Source organism: Sporosarcina sp. P25 (assembly GCF_002743235.1).
Lineage (GTDB): Bacteria > Bacillota > Bacilli > Bacillales_A > Planococcaceae > Sporosarcina > Sporosarcina ureae_B.
In genome coordinates this window covers 61,492-81,478 of record NZ_PDYV01000002.1, presented here as the reverse complement: position 1 = coordinate 81,478, position 19,987 = coordinate 61,492, and the positions used below count along the sequence as shown (strand labels likewise).

Below are 19,987 nucleotides of genomic sequence, written 5' to 3'. Positions count from 1 at the left end.
ACACCTCTCTCTTCATGCTATTGATTTTCCAATTTTTCAATCGCCGGTATATCCGCAGGCGCCCACTCTAGCGTATGTAGCTGATCTTTTGCAATCCAACATAATTCCGCATGTTCTGTCGCTACAGGCTTTCCTTCCACAATCTTCGACATAAACGTTTCCAAGCGTACAATTACTTTTTCGTACTCATATGTAGTATCTTCTACTGCTTCCCCTACATTAATCGTGCAACCGAGTTCTTCTTGAATCTCTCTGCGCAATGCTTCCTGATGCGTCTCCCCAGTTTCTATTTTACCTCCCGGGAACTCCCAGTAATTCGGTAGTGTCATCACAGGACTACGAAGAGCAGCTAACACTTCACCTTTCTCGTTTTCAATCACTGCTCCCACGACATGTACTTGTTTCTTCATCTATTTCTACCTCCATTTGGTTATCTGTCCATTTGGGATCCATTATACCATCAATCAAAATGAAATGAAGAAGGCCCCCATGTTTCACTCCGCAGTAAATCAGGAATACTTAACTATGGACTACACTATAATTAAACAAAGTGGGGTGAGGAAATGAAACAAGATAAGACATCTGTACTTTTACGCATAGCTATTGTTATTACCTACTCAATTATGATCCTAGCTAACGCATTGGCCAATATCCTTCCTCTTAATGGACAAACGACAGGCGAACTATCAGATAAGTACGGGAATCTATTTGCGCCGGCAGGATTTACTTTTTCCATTTGGAGTCTGATCTACTTATTGTTACTGCTTCATGTCTTCTATCAACTTGGGCTTTTCCAAAAGAAGAAAAATCCACAACTTCTTAGTCAAGTAGGCATATGGTTTTGTATCTCCTCAATATTAAATGCATCGTGGATTTTCTTGTGGCATTATGAATATCTGTTACTTTCCGTTATAGTCATGTTACTCATGTTACTGACATTAATAAAAATCAATACCGTCACATTTGACGCTTCGTTAACTCGTAGAGAAGTGTTCTTTATTAAACTTCCATTTAGCATCTATTTCGGATGGATTACAATCGCTACCATTGCAAACATTACTGCTTTTCTCGTTTCTATTGAGTGGGGTGGATTGGGTTTATCTGACGTCACCTGGACGGTGATCATTTTATTCGTCGGAGCAGCTATCGGGATTTTAACTACTATTCGACGTCAAGATATAGCCTATGCCCTTGTATTGATCTGGGCGTATTATGGCATATATTCAAAGCACACTTCAGAAAGTGGTTTTAATGGAGAGTATCCTGCTATTATCTTATCTATCTTAATCTGTTTAGTGCTCATAACTTTGACCATTGTACTCGTTGCAGTAAAAAAGCTACGCAAATAAAAAAGCGCAAAGGAGTAGGCAATCGCCTCTTCCTTTGCGTCAAATAGTCGTGCTATCAGGTCGTGTTATCATACAATACCCAATACTTACATACTACTACAAAAACTTATCGTGATGAATTTAACAGCCTTTCCAATCGGGGACGATTAAATCGTTGCACTACGATCAATGGTACGTTGAACAGTACAGCATAGGCAATGTTTAGCCAAGCAGCCCAAACAGGATTCCATAAGAAGAAGACAAACCCCGGTAAGATGGACAGCCAATGCACACACTCTGCACGTCTGGATTCTAACAGAAAGTCATATAGCGATGAAGCATCGGCCCCGTGTAACTGACTTTTATTATAACCGTTCGAAATGAATAACGTACCATCCGGAATATACCCCTTCCACTTCTTCACGCGGAATAAACGTTGCCAAATCCGACCTTCCTGTTCCCAAGGAAAAACTTTGAACAAGCGTTTATGCTGCGCAAACCAATCGATAGGAATTCGCTGCGCCGCCATCGATATGGATAGATGAAAGATCACCCATGCTACTGTGTCTACAATGATGACCCAAAGTAACGGTAATTCGATCAGCGGCATCCCATCACCTCCTTCATTGGTTTCTGTAACTTTCGACCTCAAACATTAATGTTCCGTCCTTTCCATTGTACACTGCCTTTTCGTTTTGATAGATAAAGTGAATACATGAATATCAAAATGAAGACGACCAATAATAACGGATACAGTGGAAATATCCACCAAACAAAACGACCGACACGTCTGGAAGCGATCACTAATTCCACCGCGTACAACGTATATAAACCAATAGACACCCCTAGCCAACCTGTCGAACTAAAACCTGAAGCAACAAGCATCATTGGAGTAATGGATGCACCTGCCATCCAAATGTAAATTAGCCCCATAACAAGTGGTAGCGTTGCTGTAGAACCGCTTGCCATGCTTTTAGAATAGCCTTGTACCATGTCGGACAAGCCTCCGGGATACATACGTAACCACGCAATTCCTTTACCGCCAAAGCAACGCACAGGCAAATCGTGTTCTTGAAATGCCTTCCCTAGCGCCAAGTCATCCATTACGGCTCCACGTACGACTGCATGTCCGCCAACCTGTTGATACTGTTCCTTTTCACATAGCAAACATGGCCCAAATGAACCCCCCGCTTTTAAACGGTTTCCTGCTATTGTAAAGACGTTCATCCCTACCATTACAATGAGCGGAAAGAGAAATGCTAGTTGCTCATACCATTTTTCTGCATAATGATCTGGCTGTAATGACAAAATACCACGGCTCCTCATGGATTCAAATGATGCTATATAATTCGACAAACTGTCTGGATGCGTAAATACCGTATCTGCATCCATAAATAACAATAGTTTATTTTCCGCTGCCAATGCGCCCGCCCAGCAAGCCGCAGATTTTCCAATCCAGCCGTCTTCCAACAGCTCATTTGAGATCACGGTTGCTCCGTAAGAACGCGCCAACTCTCTCGTTCTATCTGTAGATCCGTCATCTACCACAATCACTTCATACGCTACGTATTGCTGACGAACAATTGATTCGAGTAACGGTTTCAGACGAAGTTCTTCATTTCTAGCCGGAATAATAATAGAGACGGAAGACGTTGAATTGCCCTTATCTCGTATAATGGGCACTCGCCAAAAGACCAGTACCCCGCACAATAGACCAAGGAGTGCTATGACAAGTGCTATCGACAGTAAAAGTACAAAGATGTCCATCGCAAAATCCTCTCCCGCCTCATTTCGTTACGACTATGAACGTTTCTCCAAATCACGTGTCAGAATTTTATCACATACTTGTTGACCGCTTAACGTCACCATGGGCATACCACCACCTGGATTAACTGTGCCACCGACAAAGTACAGATTATTAAAGCGTTCACTTTGCTTCTGATGTTTGAACCCTTTGTTCTTCTTTTTATCCGACACGGTTCCATAAATTGAGCCGCGGTGTGAACCATACGTGCGTTCAATATCATGGGGCGTCCATACATCGCGCGTCACAATATTTTCCCGTAAACCTTCAAGTCCCATACACTCTAGCTTTTTCAGTACATTGTTTTCCAACTTCAAATAATCAGCTCGCGTAAACGGGTTATCTTGAATATACGGAATATGCGGTAAAATTTTCAAGTTTTCATGACCGGGTAACGTTTGTGAAGGATCTGTTTTATTCGTATTGACGAGATAAATCGTAGGATCGTCAGGTAATTGTTTCTTTATAAATACTTTATCCATTTGCTTTTTTAAGTTTTTGGAGAAAAAGAAGTTGTGATGATTAAGTTGTGGATAGCTCTTCTTGACGCCAATATGAAGAACTAAACCTGAACTGGATGGTTCAAATTTCTTCTCAAGTTTTTTCGTGAACTTCGGATCACTATCGATCATCTTCTGATAAAACGGAATTACTTCCATATTGGAAACAAAGTAGTCTGCTTCTACTATTTCCCCGCTTGCCAGTTCCGCACCAATAACTCGGTCGCCTTCTGCCTTCATTTTCCGAACACCCATCCCTGTATGTAGCTTGACGCCTACTTCTTCCGCCAGTTGAATCAGTGCATTGGCTAAATGATGCATTCCACCAGGCACATACCAACAACCTTGAGCATGTTGCATGTAGACCATCATATTCAAAATAGCGGGTGCATCGTAAGGAGAAGAACCAACATATTTAATAAAATACGATAGCATATCGCGTAGATGGGGGTTACGTACACGCTCGTCAATTGCCTCATGCACAGTAGAGAACAGGTCAAAGCCTTTAATGGACTTTAGCGCGCCATGATGTTTAATTACTTCATATGTCGAATCTAATCCCTCTTTGAAGTAACCCGCTTCTGTCATGTCATATAGACCTTTAGAGTAGTGCAGGAACTTCTGATAATCTCTCATATCTCTGCGTGATAAATGAGGATTCATCTGTTCCATTTTTTGCAAGTCACCATATAAATCAAGCACTTTTCCATCAGGGAAAAAAGAACGCCATTCACGTTCCAATCTGTGGATTTTAACGTAATCTGACATACGCTTCCCACTGTCCGTAAATAGCTTCTCGAAAATATGCGGCATCGTCAATATGGAAGGACCCAAATCGAAACCGAAACCATCTTGCTCTAAGCGATTTAACTTTCCACCCAGATGATTGTTTTGTTCATACAAGGATACGGAATAATCACGTTGGGCTAATGATATTGCAGCTGATAGTCCCCCTAAACCTCCCCCGATTACAACTACGCGTTTTTGATTGTCCAACATAAAGGTCCACTCTCCTTTTTACAAGCTTGCACGGGCTACCAGCTTGGTCATTTCGACCGCCGACACGTAATTTTTCTGAGTAAAACAATCATATTCACTTTTCCGTACACTGTTTAAAATTCCTCTGTAGATATACGCTGAAGATAATACAGGAAAACGACTATCTTCATCGAATTCTCCAATATGCTGTGTAAAATTGTCATACAGGAACTCCGCACGCTTCGCGAGATATTCCCACATAGTCACAAATCCTTTTGTGACTTGACCTTCAGACAATAGCAACTCGTTGTACTCATAACGTTCCATTTCATCTTGTGGTAAATAAATACGACCTATTTCGCGATAATCTTCACCAACATCGCGAAGAATATTTGTCAACTGCATCGCAATCCCAAGATCTTCCGCCGCGCGATTCAAGTTAGCTTTCGTATTACTTGCGATAATTGGTAACAGCATCTTTCCTACAGAACCCGCCACATATTTACAGTACGTTTCCAATGAACTTAGATTCGGTGGCCTCATAAAATGAATATCCATCCGCTGCCCTGTCAGTTGCTCGTAAAACGGTTGTATATCCATATCGAAGCGGTTGAATACATCACGCATAGCCCTCCATAATGGATGATCTACATCCTGACCTTTTGCAAAATGAGTGAGCTCATCCAGTAACCGATCTAGCGCAATTAGTTGTAATCCACTTTCCCTATTTTCATCCACACTATCATCTGCAATTCGACAAAAAGCGTAGATAGCATATACTGCACGCGCTTTGTCTTCGGGCAGATTGGAAAAGGCATAATAAAAGCTCTTTGAATGATACTTAATGATCTTTTCACAATAAGCATAATCTGAAGCAATAGTCGTTGGCCGATTGGTCAGCATATGAATTCTCCTCTCAAGTTGCTTGGAATAATATACCTCTGTCGTCATGCATAAGTTCCTCTGTCGCAATTCGCGCCGAAAGGAGAACAATCGGTACGCCTGCGCCTGGATGCGTACTACTACCAGTAAAGTATAGGTTTTCACAGTGTGTCGCTTTGCTTTGTGGACGTAAGTGATTACTTTGGCTAAGTGTTGGTTGCAATCCGAATGTTGCACCATTTTGTGCGTTGAAACGTTCTTCAAAGTCTTGTGGTGTCATGAAACTTTCCGATACTATTTCATTTTCCACGTTTTCAAAACCTTTTACTTTCTTCAATGCTTCAAGGACATAGTGGCGATAGTGCTGGATTGTTTCTTTATCCCAGTCGTATTGTGAACAAGAACGATCCGAAACCGGTACCAGAATATACAAACCGTCTTTACCTTCCGGTGCCAAAGTCGGATCCAATTTAGAGCCAATATAAACATAGAATGATGCTTCTTCTAATTTCTTTCCGGTGAAAATATCATCCAAGTTTTCTTTTAACTTTTCATTGAAAATAAAGTTGTGAGCTGTCTTTACTTCTTCATATTTCTTATCCATTCCTAGGTACATCAAGAAACATGAACATGAGTATTTCATATTATCAATTTTTTTATCTGTGTATTTCCCTTTAGACGGAACATCTTTTACCAAGTTTTTCATCGCGTAAGGGAAGTCGGCATTACACATTACATAGTCTGATTCAATAAATTCACCAGCTACTTGGATTCCTTTTGCTTCTCTGTTTTCGATAACAATCTCTTCAACTGACGTGTTGTAATGTACTTTTCCTCCAAGTTCTAAGAATAAGCGCTCGAGCGATGATGCCATCGTATACATTCCGCCTTTAATAAACCATACGCCGTAGAGAAATTCGATCATTGGAATCATCGTATATAATGACGGACCACTATACGGAGAAACGCCAATATATAATGTCTGGAAGCTGATCATCTGCTTCAGACGTTCATCTTTAATGTACTTGCTCATAAATTCATCTGCGGTGTCAAATGTCTTCAGCTTTAAACCTTGTTTAAGTACGGATAAATTGTAGAAATCTGATGGTTTACGGAATGGTTTCTGCAAGAAATGCTCTTTCGCAACAAGGAAGCGTTTATAGATGACCTGTAGGTATTCAAGGAATCCTGCTGCATCATCTTCACTTATCCCTTCAAAGACTTCTATTAATTTTGATAATTCCGCGGAAATTTCATAGTGATCTTGCGGTTTATCTCCAAAATATACGCTGTACATAGGATCCAACCGTTCCATTGGAATATAGTCGTCCGGGTCTTTTCCGCATAGGTAAAATATTTCTTTATACAGATCAGGCATCATAACAATTGTCGGCCCTAGATCAAATTGATAGCCGTCTTGTTCAATACGGTGCATCTTACCTCCAGCCATGGATTCCTTTTCAAAAAGCTCTACTTGATAACCTGCGTGTTGAAGTCGAATAGCACTGGCTAATCCTGCTACACCTGCCCCAATTACATGTACTTTTTTCTTCATTTTCAACATCTCCTCACTTCTATATCGAAACAAACCTTATACAAGAATACATATTAAATGGAATAATAGCGTTTTTATACAAATAACCTTATACAATGGTTATACACTATTATTGAAACTTACACAAGCGATAGAATGTGTGTTTTAAAAATTACGCGAAAATGCCTCTAATCTTATAAAAGATCAGAGGCATTTCTGTATAATCATAAATGGATTTATATAGATATAGACTTGTAGGAACTTGCTTGATTACGCAGTAAGACGAATATAAAGTTAGGAGAAAGTTAGTGTTTATCGATATTGTAGTGAAATGTTTTCTGCTTTCAAAAGCTACTGCATTTATGAAAGACAAAATGGATATTCAGTTAAACATGCACAAATCACTACCCAGCTACCGTTTAAGACCATTGACGGGTACGAATTCCACACCTTCCGCCACAGCCTCTTCCAAGTATATAGATAGCCTGTCCAACATGTAGGCTGGTGCTTCGTCATCTGCTCCTCGGTTGGTACCGTCGTCATGCAATAGTACAATAGAGCCTTCAGCTGGTGTGTTGCGCAAACCTTTTAGTAATCCTGATTTACAACTCTCTATTTTCCAGTCTTGAAAGACATGTGACCAAAGTATAATTTGATAGGGTTTGGTGACGAATAGTGTTGCAGCATTCAGAAGGCCCCATGGCGGTCTGTATAATATTGGCGATTCACCCGTAACATTAACGATGGCACGGTGAGTTTCTTTAATTTCATGTGATAGTTGAGATGGTGTTAATAGCCAGCTAGATGTGTGACGATCATGATGAATACCGATTTGATGGCCTTCCTTATGCATACGTTCGACAACGTTGGGATACTGCCGTACGTTCTGACCTAATACAAAAAATGTTGCTTTGATTTGATAGCGTTTGAGTAAATCAAGCAGTTGCATTGTATACACAGGATGGGGACCATCGTCAAACGTTAATGCAATCCCTTTTCGTTCATCTAACTGTTGCGTGATACGATAGCGAGTTTTTAGGATCAACGCAGTTGCCCCCATGCCATAGGCGAAAGGAAGAAGTGCAATTACTCCTGCGATCCAGGCTAAATTCTGTTTTTTCATACTAGTCCACTTCCTTTTTCTTTAGTATAGAGTGTATGTGTTCATAATTCAAAACTATCTCCATGTGTTTATTTATATCTGACCACTTAAATTAATTATAAATTGACTCTTTTTAAAGCATCAGATTGCCTTTATTCTAAATTTACTACTTTTATACGTGAGGAAGGTTCAGATCATGCAAAAAACACAGAGCTATCCAGCACAACGAACGAAGACGTTTGATCTAATATTGACGTCCATGCTTGCATCACTCGTGTTCGTCGCTACGCTTTTACTTAATATTAAGCTGCCTCTAGGAAACGGTGGATTAATCCATCTCGGTACCGCCATGTTGTTCATTGTCTCCATTTTATTTGGACCGAAGAAAGGTATGATAGCAGGAGCTGTCGGAATGGGCTTGTTTGACCTCGTCAGTGGATGGGCATTATGGGCACCTATCACTATCCTGACACGCGGCTTGCAAGGGTATATCGTAGGTAAAATTGCTTGGTCAAACGGTCGTAAAGGAACAAGCTTTAAGTTCAATCTACTCGCCATGCTAGCGTCCATACCATTCACTATTGCAGGCTATTATATCGGAGAAAGTATTCTGTATAACAGTTTGATCATCCCGCTCGCTTCCATTCCAGGCGACCTGGTTCAATGTGCAGTAGGAATCGCCATTGCCGTTCCCGTCTGCGCTATGTTAAAAAAGGTTTCGCTATTCAAATAAATAATATAATCATGATCTGCAGTATTTCACACGCTACTGTTCATTTTAAATCCCAAAGTTCACTTCATTAGGTCATGATCGTCAAATATTACCAACGTGTATAAATATGAAAATAGCGGTTTAGGACAAAAGAAATAACCTGTCTGGAGTGATCCTAGACAGGTTATTTCTTTTGCCGCTTTATATTACTGCTTCATATTCACGAATACACTTTTCACTTCCGTGTAATTCGCTAAACCATATTCTCCGCCCATTTCGCGGCCAATACCCGATTGCTTATAACCACCGAATGGCATAGTCTCCCACTCAAGGCCGAAGTCATTTATCCAGACAGTACCAGACTGCAACTTGCTTGCGATATAATGTGCTTTTTTGACATTTTCTGTCCACACACTTGCCGCCAAGCCATATTCACTATCATTAGCACGCTGAATTGCTTCTTCTACTGTATCAAAGACGAATAGTGATAAAACAGGACCAAAGATTTCTTCACGAGCGATTGTCATATCATCTTTCACATCTGCAAACACGGTGGGTTGTACGAAGAAACCTTTTTCATGCGCTTTTTCGCCTCCAGCTACTAGACGTGCACCTTCTTCTTTACCTTTTTGGATATATTCCAATACCGTTTTCTGTTGCTTAGCAGATACGAGCGGGCCCATTTCCGTAGATGGATCCATTCCTGGTCCTACTTTTAACGCTTTCGCTTTAGTAGCTAACGCTTCAACAAATTGATCATACAAGCTGCGATGGATATACGCGCGAGTACATGCACTACAGTTTTGTCCATGATTGTACATAGTTCCTGCAAATACACCTTCGATAGCTTCTTCCACATCTGCATCTTCCAATACGATAGAAGGTGATTTCCCACCAAGTTCAAGTGTGATGCCTTTCATCTGATCTGCAGCAGACTTCATTACTTGTTTCCCTACTGCAGTAGATCCTGTAAATGCTACCTTGTCTACCTTTTCATGTGTGATTAAAGCATTACCTGCTACACTTCCGGCACCTGGTAATACGTTAACAACGCCGTCCGGGAAGCCGGCTTCTTTAAATAGGCGAGCTGCATAAAGTAACGATAATGGTGTTTCACTTGCTGGTTTGATAACTACTGTACAGCCTACTGCGAGCGCAGATCCAAGTTTCCATGCCGCCATTGCTAGAGGGAAATTCCAAGGAATTACTTGCCCTACCACACCAACTGGCTCATGCACGATATAGTTAAGGTAGTCAGGAGATACTTGAACAGTTTGTCCAGTAATCTTTGTTGCCCAGCCTGCATAGTAACGGAAATGCTGTACAGTACCGTCTACGTCGTCAGCCAATGCCACTTCGTATGGTTTGCCGTTGTCTAATGCTTCAAGCTGTGCCAGTTCTTCACGATTCTCGTCAAGTAAATCTGCAAACTTGTAGATCAAATGAGAACGTGTTGCCGCGTCCATCTTTGTCCATTCCCCTTCATCGAATGCTTTACGAGCAGCTTCCACCGCCGTATCGACATCTTCGGGCTGTGCTTCACTTACTTTGGCGATGACTTCTTCCGTTGCAGGATCAACTACATCAAAAGTTTTCCCGCTTTTCGCTTCTACATACTCTCCATTAATATAGAGTCCTTTTGTATGTTGTAAAAATTCCTTTACTTTAGGTTTTAGATCATAATTTACTTTCAGCATTCGTTACTACCTCCAATTCTTTTTTCAGTACGCCTAATCCATCCATCAAATCTTTAAGTTTTTGATCTTCTTCTTCATTTAATGGCAGACGTGGCAGACGGCAAGGTCCTCCTGCACAACCTTTAAGCTCCATTGCGCGTTTTGCGATTTGTACATATTTACCCGAACCTTCAAGGAACTCACATAGAGGCAATAATTCATCGTATAACTTCCACGCTTCATCCATATTTCCATCCTGCAAGGCATTATACAATTTCATCACATGACCCGGTACGATGTTTCCTGAAACGGAAATCCATCCTGTTGCACCAACTAAGAATGATTCAATCGCCAAGTCTTCTGAACCACAGAATACTTTTAGGAACCCTTCGCCTTGACGTGCAATATCGCGAGCTTTACCGATTCCACCGCTAGACTCTTTGATATGTGTAATATTTTCTACATCGCGACCCACACGCAAAATCGTTTCTGTGCTGATGTCTACGCCAGATGTGAACGGGTTGTTGTAAATCATAACCGGTATTTTAACGGATTCAGCTACCGCTTTGAAGTGTTCGTAGATTTCATCCTCTTTTGGATGAGCATAATAAGAGTTAATCAATAATGCTGTGTGTGCACCTGCTTTTTCTGCCTGCTGTGTGTATTCAATTGCATCCGCTGTTGTTTCAGCCGCTGTACCCACGATCAACGGAACGCGGCCATTGATTTGTTCCACTGCTACTTCTACTGCATTGAAACGCTCTTCTTTTGTTAAACTTACGAATTCTCCTGTACTTCCGTTAATCGCAATTCCATTAACGCCTTCTCCAATAAAATGCTCAATATTATTACGGAACCCGTCCCAATCAATCTCTTTCTGATTTAACATCGGTGTTACCAATACTGGAAAGATACCTTTTACTTCTGTCATTTTAAATTCCTCCAATTAGTGTTTTAGTTAGTTACATTTCCTATTTCACTTACATTACTTACGCTACTAGCTTCGCTTTCAAGCTCTTGCGTGTGCTCGCCAGGCTGGGTCCGCCAAATAAATTTGCCTGTAAACCCGTAAATAAGCGAGATAATGATGACTAAAAAGTTAAACCATAAGAATGGTAAATAACTCATCGTGGATACTCCGAGTGCTGCGGCCATGAATACGCCGCCATCCGACCAGGGAACCATAGCCGTAGTGACTGTTCCACCGGCTTCGGAGTTTCTTGACAGCACCCTGCGGTCGATATTCAATTTATCATAATTTTCTCCAGTAATTTTAGTGGCCGTAATCAATGAAACATAAGCTCCACCAAATGCGTTACCGAGAAGTCCAGCTAACATCGTGGTTACCGTTGCTTTACCGGGATTGTTTGCCCATTTGCCAAGGTAATTCCCTACTGCACGCAATACACCAATTCGTTCCATTAATCCGCCTACACCTAGAGCAAAAATGATCAATGCGATTACGTCTAGCATAAACACAATTCCGCCTCGATTTAATAAATTATCGATAAACGGTACGCCTGATTCAATCGTGTTACCCGCATACATAATATTGAATGCCTCGAGGAACGTCGCGCCTTGGAACAAAAATGCCCAGATTGTTCCTAAAAATGCACCGAACAAAATAACGGGAATTGAGGGCATTTTGAATACCAATAATAAAATGACAACTCCTGCTGGAATCAACATAAACCAGCTAATATTGAAATACTCTTCCAAAGAATCCATTGTGTTCAAGGCAGCTGATAGGTCTCCGTTCCCTTTGTAGAAAAGTCCTACAATTAAGAACAAGACAGCTGAAATTATCCACGCTGGCAGTGCGACGGTAAACATCGACTTAATATGATCGATAAGATCAACCTTTGACAGTGAGGCTGTCATAACCGTTGTGTCAGAAAGCGGTGACATTTTATCCCCTACATAACAACCCGAAATAACAGCACCTGCAACGAGCGGTAATGGGAATCCAAAACTTGCACCAATCGCCATCATGGCAATACCAGCTGTACCTGCCGATCCAAATGAAGTTCCTGTAGCAATCGAGGTTACTGTACAAATAATGAAAGCCGCCAATAAGAAAATACTTGGGTTAATGACTGATAATCCGTAATAGATAATCGAGGGGACAATACCGCCCGCTATCCAGGTACCTATTAACGCACCGACCGAAGTCAGGACGATGACAGCTTCCAGACCATCATTTACACCATTCAATAAACCATCCTGCATTTGCTTATAGCTATAACCAATCTTTAATCCTAAGCCTATAATTAGGAACCAAGTCGTCAATAGAGCCAGATGAATGGAAATGCCGAATACGACAATAAATGTCACCATAATTGCTCCAAATCCGATCAGCACAAACAATACTTCGGCCAAGCTGGGTAATCTCTTCTCCATTTTAAAACCCCCTGTGGTTTTACTAGACGTGGCTTTTAAGCTAAGATAAATCCTTTTGGTAATGGATCTTCAGGGTCAAGAATGAATTCATGCGAACCTGTTATGTAAGGCACGCCCTCCACCGAGAATATTCCCCTATCGCCTGGCACAGATTGAACCTCAATCTTGCTTTCGAATATACTCTGGTTGCTCAATGATTTTATAGTGCGCTGCTCTTTCACCGCCAAAGCGATGGTACTTTCTATGCCTGGCGAGCGTAAAATATAGCCGTCCTGTTCAAATGTAACCGATCGATACTCATGATCTGCAAGTTGCTCCTGTAAGATAATGCCGTCAAAAGCTTTCCGTTGTGACTTCAGCTCTTTTACCTTTACTGCTCCCCACTCCATAATCTCTGATAGCTGTCCCAATTGAAGAGATTCAATAATAGTAGGCAACGGATACACATAGAACCTGTGACCACTTGGTAGCTCCACATAAGAAGCCTCTAAATCACTCTCCAGCATTTTTCCTTCTGCTACTTCCATCTTGACAGCGGTTACTTCCTGTTGCTCTACCGACACTTTTACATGCCATATACCGTGAACGGTTTCCACCGTATATTGCCCATCGTTCTTCTGTTGCAAATGCCCTATTTCAAGCAATCCCCCAGTAGTGGCAAGAAGTGCTTCGTATTTAAAGTCGATCGCTTGCTGATGATGAAGAAACAATAACTGAAAATCCGCTGCGGCTGAAGGACCTACAATACAACCGTTCATTCCACGGTGTCCGCGGGGTTCGTTCAATAGTAAATTCTTTTCGGCTTCAAAGTGACTTTCTAACCTCTTTTGATTACTTTGTATATCCAGGCCTTCAAAGTAAAAAGGTGAATGCACTATAATACGGTACGCCTCTCCAAATACTTGTGTATCCATCGTACGGAACATCTTTTGTAGAATCATTCAGTTTTCCCACCTTCAATGATCCATTGGCGGAATGAGAAGGTACCCTTCCCGCAGAGGATCTTTTTCGTTGTAGTAAAAGCGGTGCATTCCCATGATCCATGCAGAACCGGTTACCTCAGGAATGACTCCAGCAACACCGCCTACTGTTATTTCTTCTAGAATGCGCGCTGTAAATAATGTCCCGACAATACTTTCATAAACAAAACGTTCATCTACTTTCAACTCATTTTTACTATGCAATGTCGCGAGTTTAGCAGAAGTTCCTGTACCACACGGTGAACGGTCGATGCCGCCAGGAGGTACAATGACCGTATTTTTTAAATCCGCTTCTGGATGAGTAGGATCAGTATAAAATTCGATATGTGTCAACCCATTAATGAAAGGAAACTCCGGATGAATAATTTCCTGTGTTGCATTGATTGCGTTGCGAATCTTAATTCCTTTACTGATAAGTGATGCCCCATTTTCTTCATTCAGCTGAAGATCTAGCGTACGGGCGTCAATAATGCCATAGAAGTTACCGCCGTAAGCGATTTCGCAAATGACATGACCCACATCCTCTACGTCCAACTCCACTGTTTTCAATAAGAAAGAAGGAACATTGACAAACGTAACTTCCTTCGCCACGCCTTTTTCTACTTTTACGGTAACATCCACTAAACCCGCCGGTGTATCTACTTTGATCATGGTATAGGGCTCTTTCACTTCTATCATGCCGGTTTCAATCAACGCGGTGCAAAAACCAATCGTGTCATGACCACACATCGGCAAGTAGCCCCCCGTTTCAATATAAATGACACCCACATCTGCATCGGGATGACAGGGGTCCGTCATAATTGCACCTGACATAACACCATGTCCACGCGGTTCATTCATGAGGAACATTCGTATCCAGTCATACTCTTTCTGCATGTATAGCATTTTTTCCGACATCGTATTGCCCTGCAAAGTAGGCATACCACTAATCAGCGTACGGGTTGGATTGCCTCCGGTGTGCGTATCTAACGTCGTAAACACTCGTTGGTACTTCATCAATGCACAACCCCCTGTCGAAAACGAACGAGACTTAACGGTTCAATCGGTATGCACGTTTCCTTATCGTTCAGCATTTCTTCTATTAACTTTCCTGTAACCGCCGCTAGGCTAATTCCATCACCTTCATGACCCGCCGCAATATAATAGCCAGGGATATGTTCGACTCTTGAGATAATCGGCAAATGGTCTTCTGTCCATGGCCGTAAGCCTGCATACGTACGAATGACAGTCATATCGGCCATCTGAGGATAAAAGCGCAATGCACGTTTGGCGATTTGACGAATCACTTTATAGTCTACTTTTGTATTGAAGCCGACAAATTCACGACTGCTGCCAATCAAAAAGTTCTGCGCTTCCGTCGGTTCAAAGACAAGCGCTACACCATACTTTTCCGTCAGCGGATCCACTGAACGTTCACCGCCGAACTTCGAGATTAAGTAACCGAACTCCATAACTTTCCGTAATCCCACAGGCTGTTGTCTCGATGCGACAATTAATTGACCTTTCCTAGGTACAATTGGGATATCCAGATCTAGCATTTGTCCAATTAACGGTGCCCAAACACCTGCTGCATTCACTACACGCTTGGCAGTGAATTGTCCGTTTGTCGTCTCTAGTAAGAACTCACCTGAAACATTCCGTGACATATTCGTTACTTCCGTGTTTTTATGAATGATCGCTCCTTGCTTTTCAGCACTGTGGAACATGGAAAATGTCATCATATAGGGATTAACAGTGGAATCCGTCTTGCATTCCAATCCACCGTATAAATCATCTGCAAAATATTTTGATTCATTTCGTAAGTCTTGACGATCTAGCATCTTGAAGCTTAAGCCCGCTTCTACTTGCTTTGACACCCATTGATTTGCAGCTTCCATCTCTGCATCATTCTCACAAACTAAAATACTACCTGGATTGCGATATTCAAATGAAAGCTCCAAATCTTTATCTAATTGATGAACCAATTCCTGACTTTTCAAAGACATTTGACTGTCGAAACCGGGATCTTTATCAATCGCCAGTATATTTCCATCACATTTTGAGGAAGTGCCACTCGCTAGTTCGTTCTTTTCAAGCACTGTAATCTCCAAGCCTGCTTTAGAACCGTAGTACGCAATGGCGGCTCCCATAATTCCCCCACCAATTACAACGATATCGCTATGTTGTATTCCTTTCACAGGACTCCTCCTCTCGATTGCCTATTCACTTTTATATAATGCAAGAACCATGCCAACTTTACAATCCAACATTTATGTGACAGTTTATTAACCATAAAAACCCTAATGTATGGTAGCGCTTTCTATTTGCGGAATCTTCTACTACCAATTTATTTTTGGAAGGTCGTTTACTGCAACTATTGAATTTTCAGGCAATAAGTGTAAAGTATTATATACACTGTATAAAATACTGACATTGGAGTGACCAAAATGTTGAAATACATTCACGATTTCATTACAGATATTATGAAAAAAGACTTTCTCATTGTGAACGGAAACACAAGCGAGGAAATGATTAAACAATATATGACAAACTCTCCATCTACACAGCTGTTTATTAAACAAGCACAATACTACCTACATGTACGCTTGCACAAAAATCAACTCCGTTACGAAAATTCACCGATCCTATCTTTAGGTATTCCAATCAGTGAAGTATCCAAGAAGTTTTCCCATGTTGAATTCTTATTATGTCGTGACGCGCAAGGTGAAATTACAGGTTATATAAAAGCTGAACAATTCATTGATAAGTTGATAGAACAACACGAAAAGACATTGGCGTATTTGCAGACCGTCCTTTATACAATCGACGAATCTTGCACCGTGATTGATCAAGATGCCAATGTATTGTACTGGACCAAAGGAGCGGAGTCTTTATTCTCTCTCAAAGAAAAAGACGTAATAGGTAAACCCATTACAGACTTTTTTGATACGAAGCACTTGGAGATACTACACACGTTACAAAATGGATCCTCAGTGCGTCATTCGCAACATCATGCACGCAAGGATCTCGTAGTGCTAATCAACTCCAACCCTATTTATCACAGGGATCGTATAATTGGCGCCGTCGTATCAGAAACCGATATAACAAGCCAGATCCGAATGAATGATGAGTTGTACGCGACTTCCGAGAAACTGTTCTTGCTTGAAGAAGAGGTACGGAAAAGTGCATCTAGCCATAATCCTTTCGATTATATAAAAGGAAACAGCGATAAACTCAAGCAGACAATCAACATGACTAAAAAGGCGGCTACTACGGATGCCAGCATTTTGCTGTACGGAGAGAGCGGTGTAGGAAAGGAACTGTTCGCTAAAGCGATACATAATTTAAGAGAGTCGCAGAACGCACCATTCGTCGCCATAAACTGTGGAGCAATACCTGAGAGCCTATTTGAAAGTGAAATATTCGGTTATGAAAAGGGAGCTTTTTCAGGCGCTGACCAGCGCGGGAAAAAGGGAAAGATTGAATTAGCCAGAGGTGGTACTCTTCTATTAGATGAAGTAGGAGAAATGCCACTCGATATGCAAGTGAAATTCCTCCGGGTCCTCCAAGAGCGTAGATACTATTCAGTGGGTGGTACAAAAGAGATTGAGGCTGACTTTCGCATTGTCGCCGCCACCAACCGCGATTTAAGGGAGCTTGTAAGCGAAGGTTCTTTTAGGGAAGACTTGTATTATCGCCTGAATGTTGTCAACGTGAAAATCCCTGCACTGCGCGAACGGGCGGAGGATATCATAGAGTTGACCCATTACTTCCTTTATGAATTCTCCATTAAGTACAACCGGCAGATCAATAGTATTTCGCAAGTAGTTATGCAAGCGCTTCTCCAACATAACTGGCCGGGGAATATTCGGGAACTCCGTAACGCTATTGAACGCCTAGTCGTATTCTCTGATAAAGGTCTCGTCAATGTTCAAGACCTCCCCCCTGAAGTCATTGAAAATACCAACTCACTGGCTGTGACCAATATGACGAAACCTGTTCAAACAGAAAGTGCGCCACTCATAGAACAGATGCAGAACTTTGAACGCAAGTTGATTGTACAGGAGTTGGAAAAGGCAAACGGAAATAAATTACAGTGTGCAAAAAACCTAGAAATCACCCGTGCCACTTTGTACAATAAAATGCACAAATTAGACATACCTTTCTAAAACTTCTTTCATTGGCATGATTCTTGCATATTAGTTAAGCAGTAAACTAGCAAGGAGTGAACATACATGTCCGAAAAAGATATAATTATTTGCAGATGCGAAGAAGTTACTTACTCCGATTTAAAAGAAACAGCCAAAAGATTTCAATGCACACCGAGAGAACTTAAATTACGTACGCGTGCAGGTATGGGCTATTGCGGAGGAAGAACTTGCCGCAACGCCGTAGACAGCATAGCGCTTGAAAGTACAGAACGGGATGAATCACAAATCACATTAAAATATCAACCTCCAATCAGACCCGTAAGTTTCAGCAAATTAGGGGAGGTTTTCGAATGAGTCAGCGAATTGTAAACCACCCAGTACTCGGAACACTAGACGAATCACAAAGCATCACATTTACATTCGACGATGTAGAATACCAAGCGCTTCATGACGAATCAATTGCCGCTGCCCTGCTGGCTAACGGTATTAGAACGTTGCGCCATCACGAAGAAAGCGGTTCTCCTAGAGGCATTTACTGCAATATTGGTCACTGCTTTGAATGCCGAGTAACCGTAGACGGTGTACAAGGTGAACGAGCATGTCTAACACCGATCAAACAAGGAATGCGGGTCGTAAGCGGTGGTAAATTACTGACAGACGTACGTGATTGGAGGACCAATCATGGAAAATAAAACCATCATTATTGGTGCGGGACCAGCCGGATTAACTGCGGCCATCACGATTGCATCACGCGGTCACAGTGTACTAGTTATCGACGAATATATGAAACCTGGTGGACGCTTACTCGGTCAGCTATACGAAGAGCCTAATGGTAACTGGTGGAACGGTATCGTAGAATCCAACAAACTACATCAACAGGCTAAGGAACTGGGTGTCGATATTAAGCTACACACACCCGTCTCTAACATCGAGTTGCAGGACGGAATTTGGAGCGTCCATACAGATGTAGACATTTATGAAACTACTCATTTATTGCTGGCGACAGGGGCCGCGGAAAGTCCTCTTCCCATTAAAGGTTGGACGCTTCCGGGAGTCATGTCAGTCGGAGCTGCACAAGTTATGACCAACGTGCATCGCGTAAAACCCGGAGATCGTGGCGTCATTATCGGTGTGAATGTCTTATCATCTGCAATTGCAATGGAACTGAAAATGGCAGATATTGATATCGCTTGTATTACATTGCCCGTTTCCAATACCGTAAATGAAAAGTTCGGACAGCCACTAGAAGTTATGAACTCACTTCTGCATGTTTCACATATGGCTCCTTCTGCATTTATTAAAATGGGAAGTAAACTGATGAAAAATGACTTTTTCAAACAACTTGGTATTACATTCTTTCCTAAAAATGGCGTGAAAATGTGGGATATACCGATTATGTTACGAAAAGCAGTTACTGAAATCATTGGCGATGAACAAGTCGAAGGTGTGAAAGTCTCTACGATCAATGCAGCCGGTGAAGTGATTCCTGGCACTGAAGAGGTTATTGGAGCGGATTTCGTATGTATAGCCGGTGGTTTGTATCCTCTAGCGGAATTAGCAGCTGTCGCTGGATGTCCTTTCTATCACATAGAAGAACTTGGTGGATATGTCCCATTGCATAACGAACGCATGGAATCCACCCTTCCCGGGCTTTATGTTGCGGGGAACATCACGGGTATTGAAGGAGCTAAAGTTGCCATGAGTCAAGGGCAAACTGCGGGTCTCTCTATTGTCAACAACTTGGAGAATGGCACACTGGAAAATGACTTAATTTCCTCGATACAGGATACTGAGCATACGAGAGAGAATGCCTATATTCAATTTCATCCTGAAATCGGTCATGGTAAGAATAAGCTTCAGAAGTATTGGGATGAATACCATGCAGCGGTGACAACATAATTTTTCCAAACGAAAAAGCTCTACTGCGAAGTACATCGCAGTAGAGCTATTCAACATCTACA

General features: G+C 41.7%; 19 protein-coding genes. 6 read left to right on the top strand and 13 right to left on the bottom strand.

What is annotated here, in order from left to right; translation table 11 throughout:
* Positions 1-17: 17 nt before the first annotated feature.
* Positions 18-410: a (deoxy)nucleoside triphosphate pyrophosphohydrolase gene (locus tag CSV70_RS02155; protein WP_099628453.1), complete on the bottom strand. Its 393-nt coding sequence runs from the start codon at positions 408-410 to the stop codon at positions 18-20.
* 153 nt (positions 411-563) lie between these two features.
* On the opposite strand from CSV70_RS02155, the gene CSV70_RS02150 reads away from it, so the two are divergent.
* Entirely contained in the window at positions 564-1,349 is a 786-nt protein-coding gene (locus CSV70_RS02150) for a lantibiotic ABC transporter permease (RefSeq protein ID WP_099628452.1), read from the top strand.
* A 106-nt stretch (positions 1,350-1,455) separates the two neighbouring features.
* Here CSV70_RS02150 and CSV70_RS02145 read toward each other — a convergent pair whose 3' ends face one another.
* The 6 genes from CSV70_RS02145 to CSV70_RS02120 all read right to left on the bottom strand — a co-directional run bounded on the left by CSV70_RS02145 (position 1,456) and on the right by CSV70_RS02120 (position 8,149).
* A complete protein-coding gene (locus tag CSV70_RS02145; protein ID WP_099628451.1) occupies positions 1,456-1,938 on the bottom strand; it encodes a glycosyl-4,4'-diaponeurosporenoate acyltransferase CrtO family protein in 483 nt (160 codons plus the stop codon).
* 38 nt (positions 1,939-1,976) lie between these two features.
* Complete coding sequence (locus CSV70_RS02140; protein ID WP_099628450.1) at positions 1,977-3,095, bottom strand: glycosyltransferase family 2 protein; 1,119 nt, start codon at positions 3,093-3,095, stop codon at positions 1,977-1,979.
* Between the two features lie 33 nt (positions 3,096-3,128).
* Positions 3,129-4,631 (bottom strand): phytoene desaturase family protein, encoded by a 1,503-nt coding sequence (locus tag CSV70_RS02135; RefSeq protein WP_099628449.1) that lies wholly within the window; start codon positions 4,629-4,631, stop codon positions 3,129-3,131.
* Between the two features lie 18 nt (positions 4,632-4,649).
* Positions 4,650-5,513, bottom strand: a complete 864-nt coding sequence (locus CSV70_RS02130; RefSeq protein WP_085132206.1) for a phytoene/squalene synthase family protein — start codon at positions 5,511-5,513, stop codon at positions 4,650-4,652.
* Positions 5,514-5,526: 13 nt separating this feature from the next.
* On the bottom strand, positions 5,527-7,047 hold the full coding sequence (locus CSV70_RS02125) for a phytoene desaturase family protein (protein ID WP_085132207.1): 1,521 nt from the start codon (positions 7,045-7,047) through the stop codon (positions 5,527-5,529).
* 391 nt (positions 7,048-7,438) lie between these two features.
* Positions 7,439-8,149 carry a polysaccharide deacetylase family protein gene (locus tag CSV70_RS02120; RefSeq protein ID WP_099628448.1) on the bottom strand — a complete coding sequence of 237 codons (711 nt, stop codon included), beginning with the start codon at positions 8,147-8,149 and terminating at the stop codon, positions 7,439-7,441.
* A gap of 175 nt (positions 8,150-8,324) precedes the next feature.
* On the opposite strand from CSV70_RS02120, the gene CSV70_RS02115 reads away from it, so the two are divergent.
* On the top strand, positions 8,325-8,861 hold the full coding sequence (locus CSV70_RS02115; protein WP_085132209.1) for an ECF transporter S component: 537 nt from the start codon (positions 8,325-8,327) through the stop codon (positions 8,859-8,861).
* A 185-nt stretch (positions 8,862-9,046) separates the two neighbouring features.
* Here CSV70_RS02115 and CSV70_RS02110 read toward each other — a convergent pair whose 3' ends face one another.
* Genes CSV70_RS02110 through CSV70_RS02085 form a run of 6 tightly spaced genes read right to left on the bottom strand, consistent with a single transcriptional unit; the run spans position 9,047 to position 16,025 of the window.
* A complete protein-coding gene (locus CSV70_RS02110) occupies positions 9,047-10,537 on the bottom strand; it encodes an aldehyde dehydrogenase family protein (protein WP_085132210.1) in 1,491 nt (496 codons plus the stop codon).
* A complete protein-coding gene (gene dapA / locus CSV70_RS02105) occupies positions 10,518-11,447 on the bottom strand; it encodes a 4-hydroxy-tetrahydrodipicolinate synthase (RefSeq protein WP_099628447.1) in 930 nt (309 codons plus the stop codon). The genes CSV70_RS02110 and dapA overlap by 20 nt, the downstream gene beginning before the upstream one ends.
* A 23-nt stretch (positions 11,448-11,470) precedes the next feature.
* Positions 11,471-12,916: a Na+/H+ antiporter NhaC gene (gene nhaC / locus CSV70_RS02100; RefSeq protein ID WP_085132212.1), complete on the bottom strand. Its 1,446-nt coding sequence runs from the start codon at positions 12,914-12,916 to the stop codon at positions 11,471-11,473.
* 35 nt (positions 12,917-12,951) lie between these two features.
* Positions 12,952-13,857, bottom strand: a complete 906-nt coding sequence (locus tag CSV70_RS02095) for a proline racemase family protein (RefSeq protein WP_099628446.1) — start codon at positions 13,855-13,857, stop codon at positions 12,952-12,954.
* Between the two features lie 15 nt (positions 13,858-13,872).
* Positions 13,873-14,892, bottom strand: a complete 1,020-nt coding sequence (locus CSV70_RS02090; protein ID WP_099628445.1) for a proline racemase family protein — start codon at positions 14,890-14,892, stop codon at positions 13,873-13,875.
* The gene (locus CSV70_RS02085; RefSeq protein WP_369802570.1) at positions 14,892-16,025 is read right to left on the bottom strand and encodes an NAD(P)/FAD-dependent oxidoreductase; all 1,134 of its coding nucleotides are present in this window, start codon (positions 16,023-16,025) and stop codon (positions 14,892-14,894) included. The genes CSV70_RS02090 and CSV70_RS02085 overlap by 1 nt, the downstream gene beginning before the upstream one ends.
* 297 nt (positions 16,026-16,322) lie before the next feature.
* On the opposite strand from CSV70_RS02085, the gene CSV70_RS02080 reads away from it, so the two are divergent.
* The 4 genes from CSV70_RS02080 (at position 16,323) to CSV70_RS02065 (ending at position 19,925) form a co-directional block, all read left to right on the top strand.
* Positions 16,323-18,044: a sigma-54 interaction domain-containing protein gene (locus tag CSV70_RS02080; RefSeq protein ID WP_099628444.1), complete on the top strand. Its 1,722-nt coding sequence runs from the start codon at positions 16,323-16,325 to the stop codon at positions 18,042-18,044.
* 66 nt (positions 18,045-18,110) lie between these two features.
* On the top strand, positions 18,111-18,380 hold the full coding sequence (locus tag CSV70_RS02075) for a (2Fe-2S)-binding protein (protein ID WP_085132216.1): 270 nt from the start codon (positions 18,111-18,113) through the stop codon (positions 18,378-18,380).
* Positions 18,377-18,718, top strand: a complete 342-nt coding sequence (locus CSV70_RS02070; RefSeq protein WP_099628443.1) for a (2Fe-2S)-binding protein — start codon at positions 18,377-18,379, stop codon at positions 18,716-18,718. The genes CSV70_RS02075 and CSV70_RS02070 overlap by 4 nt, the downstream gene beginning before the upstream one ends.
* Complete coding sequence (locus tag CSV70_RS02065; protein WP_099628442.1) at positions 18,708-19,925, top strand: NAD(P)/FAD-dependent oxidoreductase; 1,218 nt, start codon at positions 18,708-18,710, stop codon at positions 19,923-19,925. The genes CSV70_RS02070 and CSV70_RS02065 overlap by 11 nt, the downstream gene beginning before the upstream one ends.
* The last annotated feature ends 62 nt before the right edge of the window (positions 19,926-19,987 follow it).

Excerpts from the sequence above, each read along its gene's own strand:
- CSV70_RS02140 (WP_099628450.1), bottom strand. The coding sequence starts at position 3,095 with ATGGACATCTTTGTACTTTTACTGTCGATAGCACTTGTCATAGCACTC.
- dapA (WP_099628447.1), bottom strand. The coding sequence starts at position 11,447 with ATGACAGAAGTAAAAGGTATCTTTCCAGTATTGGTAACACCGATGTTA.
- CSV70_RS02150 (WP_099628452.1), top strand. The coding sequence starts at position 564 with ATGAAACAAGATAAGACATCTGTACTTTTACGCATAGCTATTGTTATT.
- CSV70_RS02145 (WP_099628451.1), bottom strand. The coding sequence starts at position 1,938 with ATGCCGCTGATCGAATTACCGTTACTTTGGGTCATCATTGTAGACACA.
- CSV70_RS02125 (WP_085132207.1), bottom strand. The coding sequence starts at position 7,047 with ATGAAGAAAAAAGTACATGTAATTGGGGCAGGTGTAGCAGGATTAGCC.
- CSV70_RS02085 (WP_369802570.1), bottom strand. The coding sequence starts at position 16,025 with ATGGGAGCCGCCATTGCGTACTACGGTTCTAAAGCAGGCTTGGAGATT.
- CSV70_RS02110 (WP_085132210.1), bottom strand. The coding sequence starts at position 10,537 with ATGCTGAAAGTAAATTATGATCTAAAACCTAAAGTAAAGGAATTTTTA.
- CSV70_RS02155 (WP_099628453.1), bottom strand. The coding sequence starts at position 410 with ATGAAGAAACAAGTACATGTCGTGGGAGCAGTGATTGAAAACGAGAAA.
- CSV70_RS02120 (WP_099628448.1), bottom strand. The coding sequence starts at position 8,149 with ATGAAAAAACAGAATTTAGCCTGGATCGCAGGAGTAATTGCACTTCTT.
- CSV70_RS02075 (WP_085132216.1), top strand. The coding sequence starts at position 18,111 with ATGTCCGAAAAAGATATAATTATTTGCAGATGCGAAGAAGTTACTTAC.
- CSV70_RS02080 (WP_099628444.1), top strand. The coding sequence starts at position 16,323 with ATGTTGAAATACATTCACGATTTCATTACAGATATTATGAAAAAAGAC.
- CSV70_RS02070 (WP_099628443.1), top strand. The coding sequence starts at position 18,377 with ATGAGTCAGCGAATTGTAAACCACCCAGTACTCGGAACACTAGACGAA.
- CSV70_RS02135 (WP_099628449.1), bottom strand. The coding sequence starts at position 4,631 with ATGTTGGACAATCAAAAACGCGTAGTTGTAATCGGGGGAGGTTTAGGG.
- CSV70_RS02115 (WP_085132209.1), top strand. The coding sequence starts at position 8,325 with ATGCAAAAAACACAGAGCTATCCAGCACAACGAACGAAGACGTTTGAT.
- CSV70_RS02090 (WP_099628445.1), bottom strand. The coding sequence starts at position 14,892 with ATGAAGTACCAACGAGTGTTTACGACGTTAGATACGCACACCGGAGGC.
- CSV70_RS02065 (WP_099628442.1), top strand. The coding sequence starts at position 18,708 with ATGGAAAATAAAACCATCATTATTGGTGCGGGACCAGCCGGATTAACT.
- nhaC (WP_085132212.1), bottom strand. The coding sequence starts at position 12,916 with ATGGAGAAGAGATTACCCAGCTTGGCCGAAGTATTGTTTGTGCTGATC.
- CSV70_RS02095 (WP_099628446.1), bottom strand. The coding sequence starts at position 13,857 with ATGATTCTACAAAAGATGTTCCGTACGATGGATACACAAGTATTTGGA.
- CSV70_RS02130 (WP_085132206.1), bottom strand. The coding sequence starts at position 5,513 with ATGCTGACCAATCGGCCAACGACTATTGCTTCAGATTATGCTTATTGT.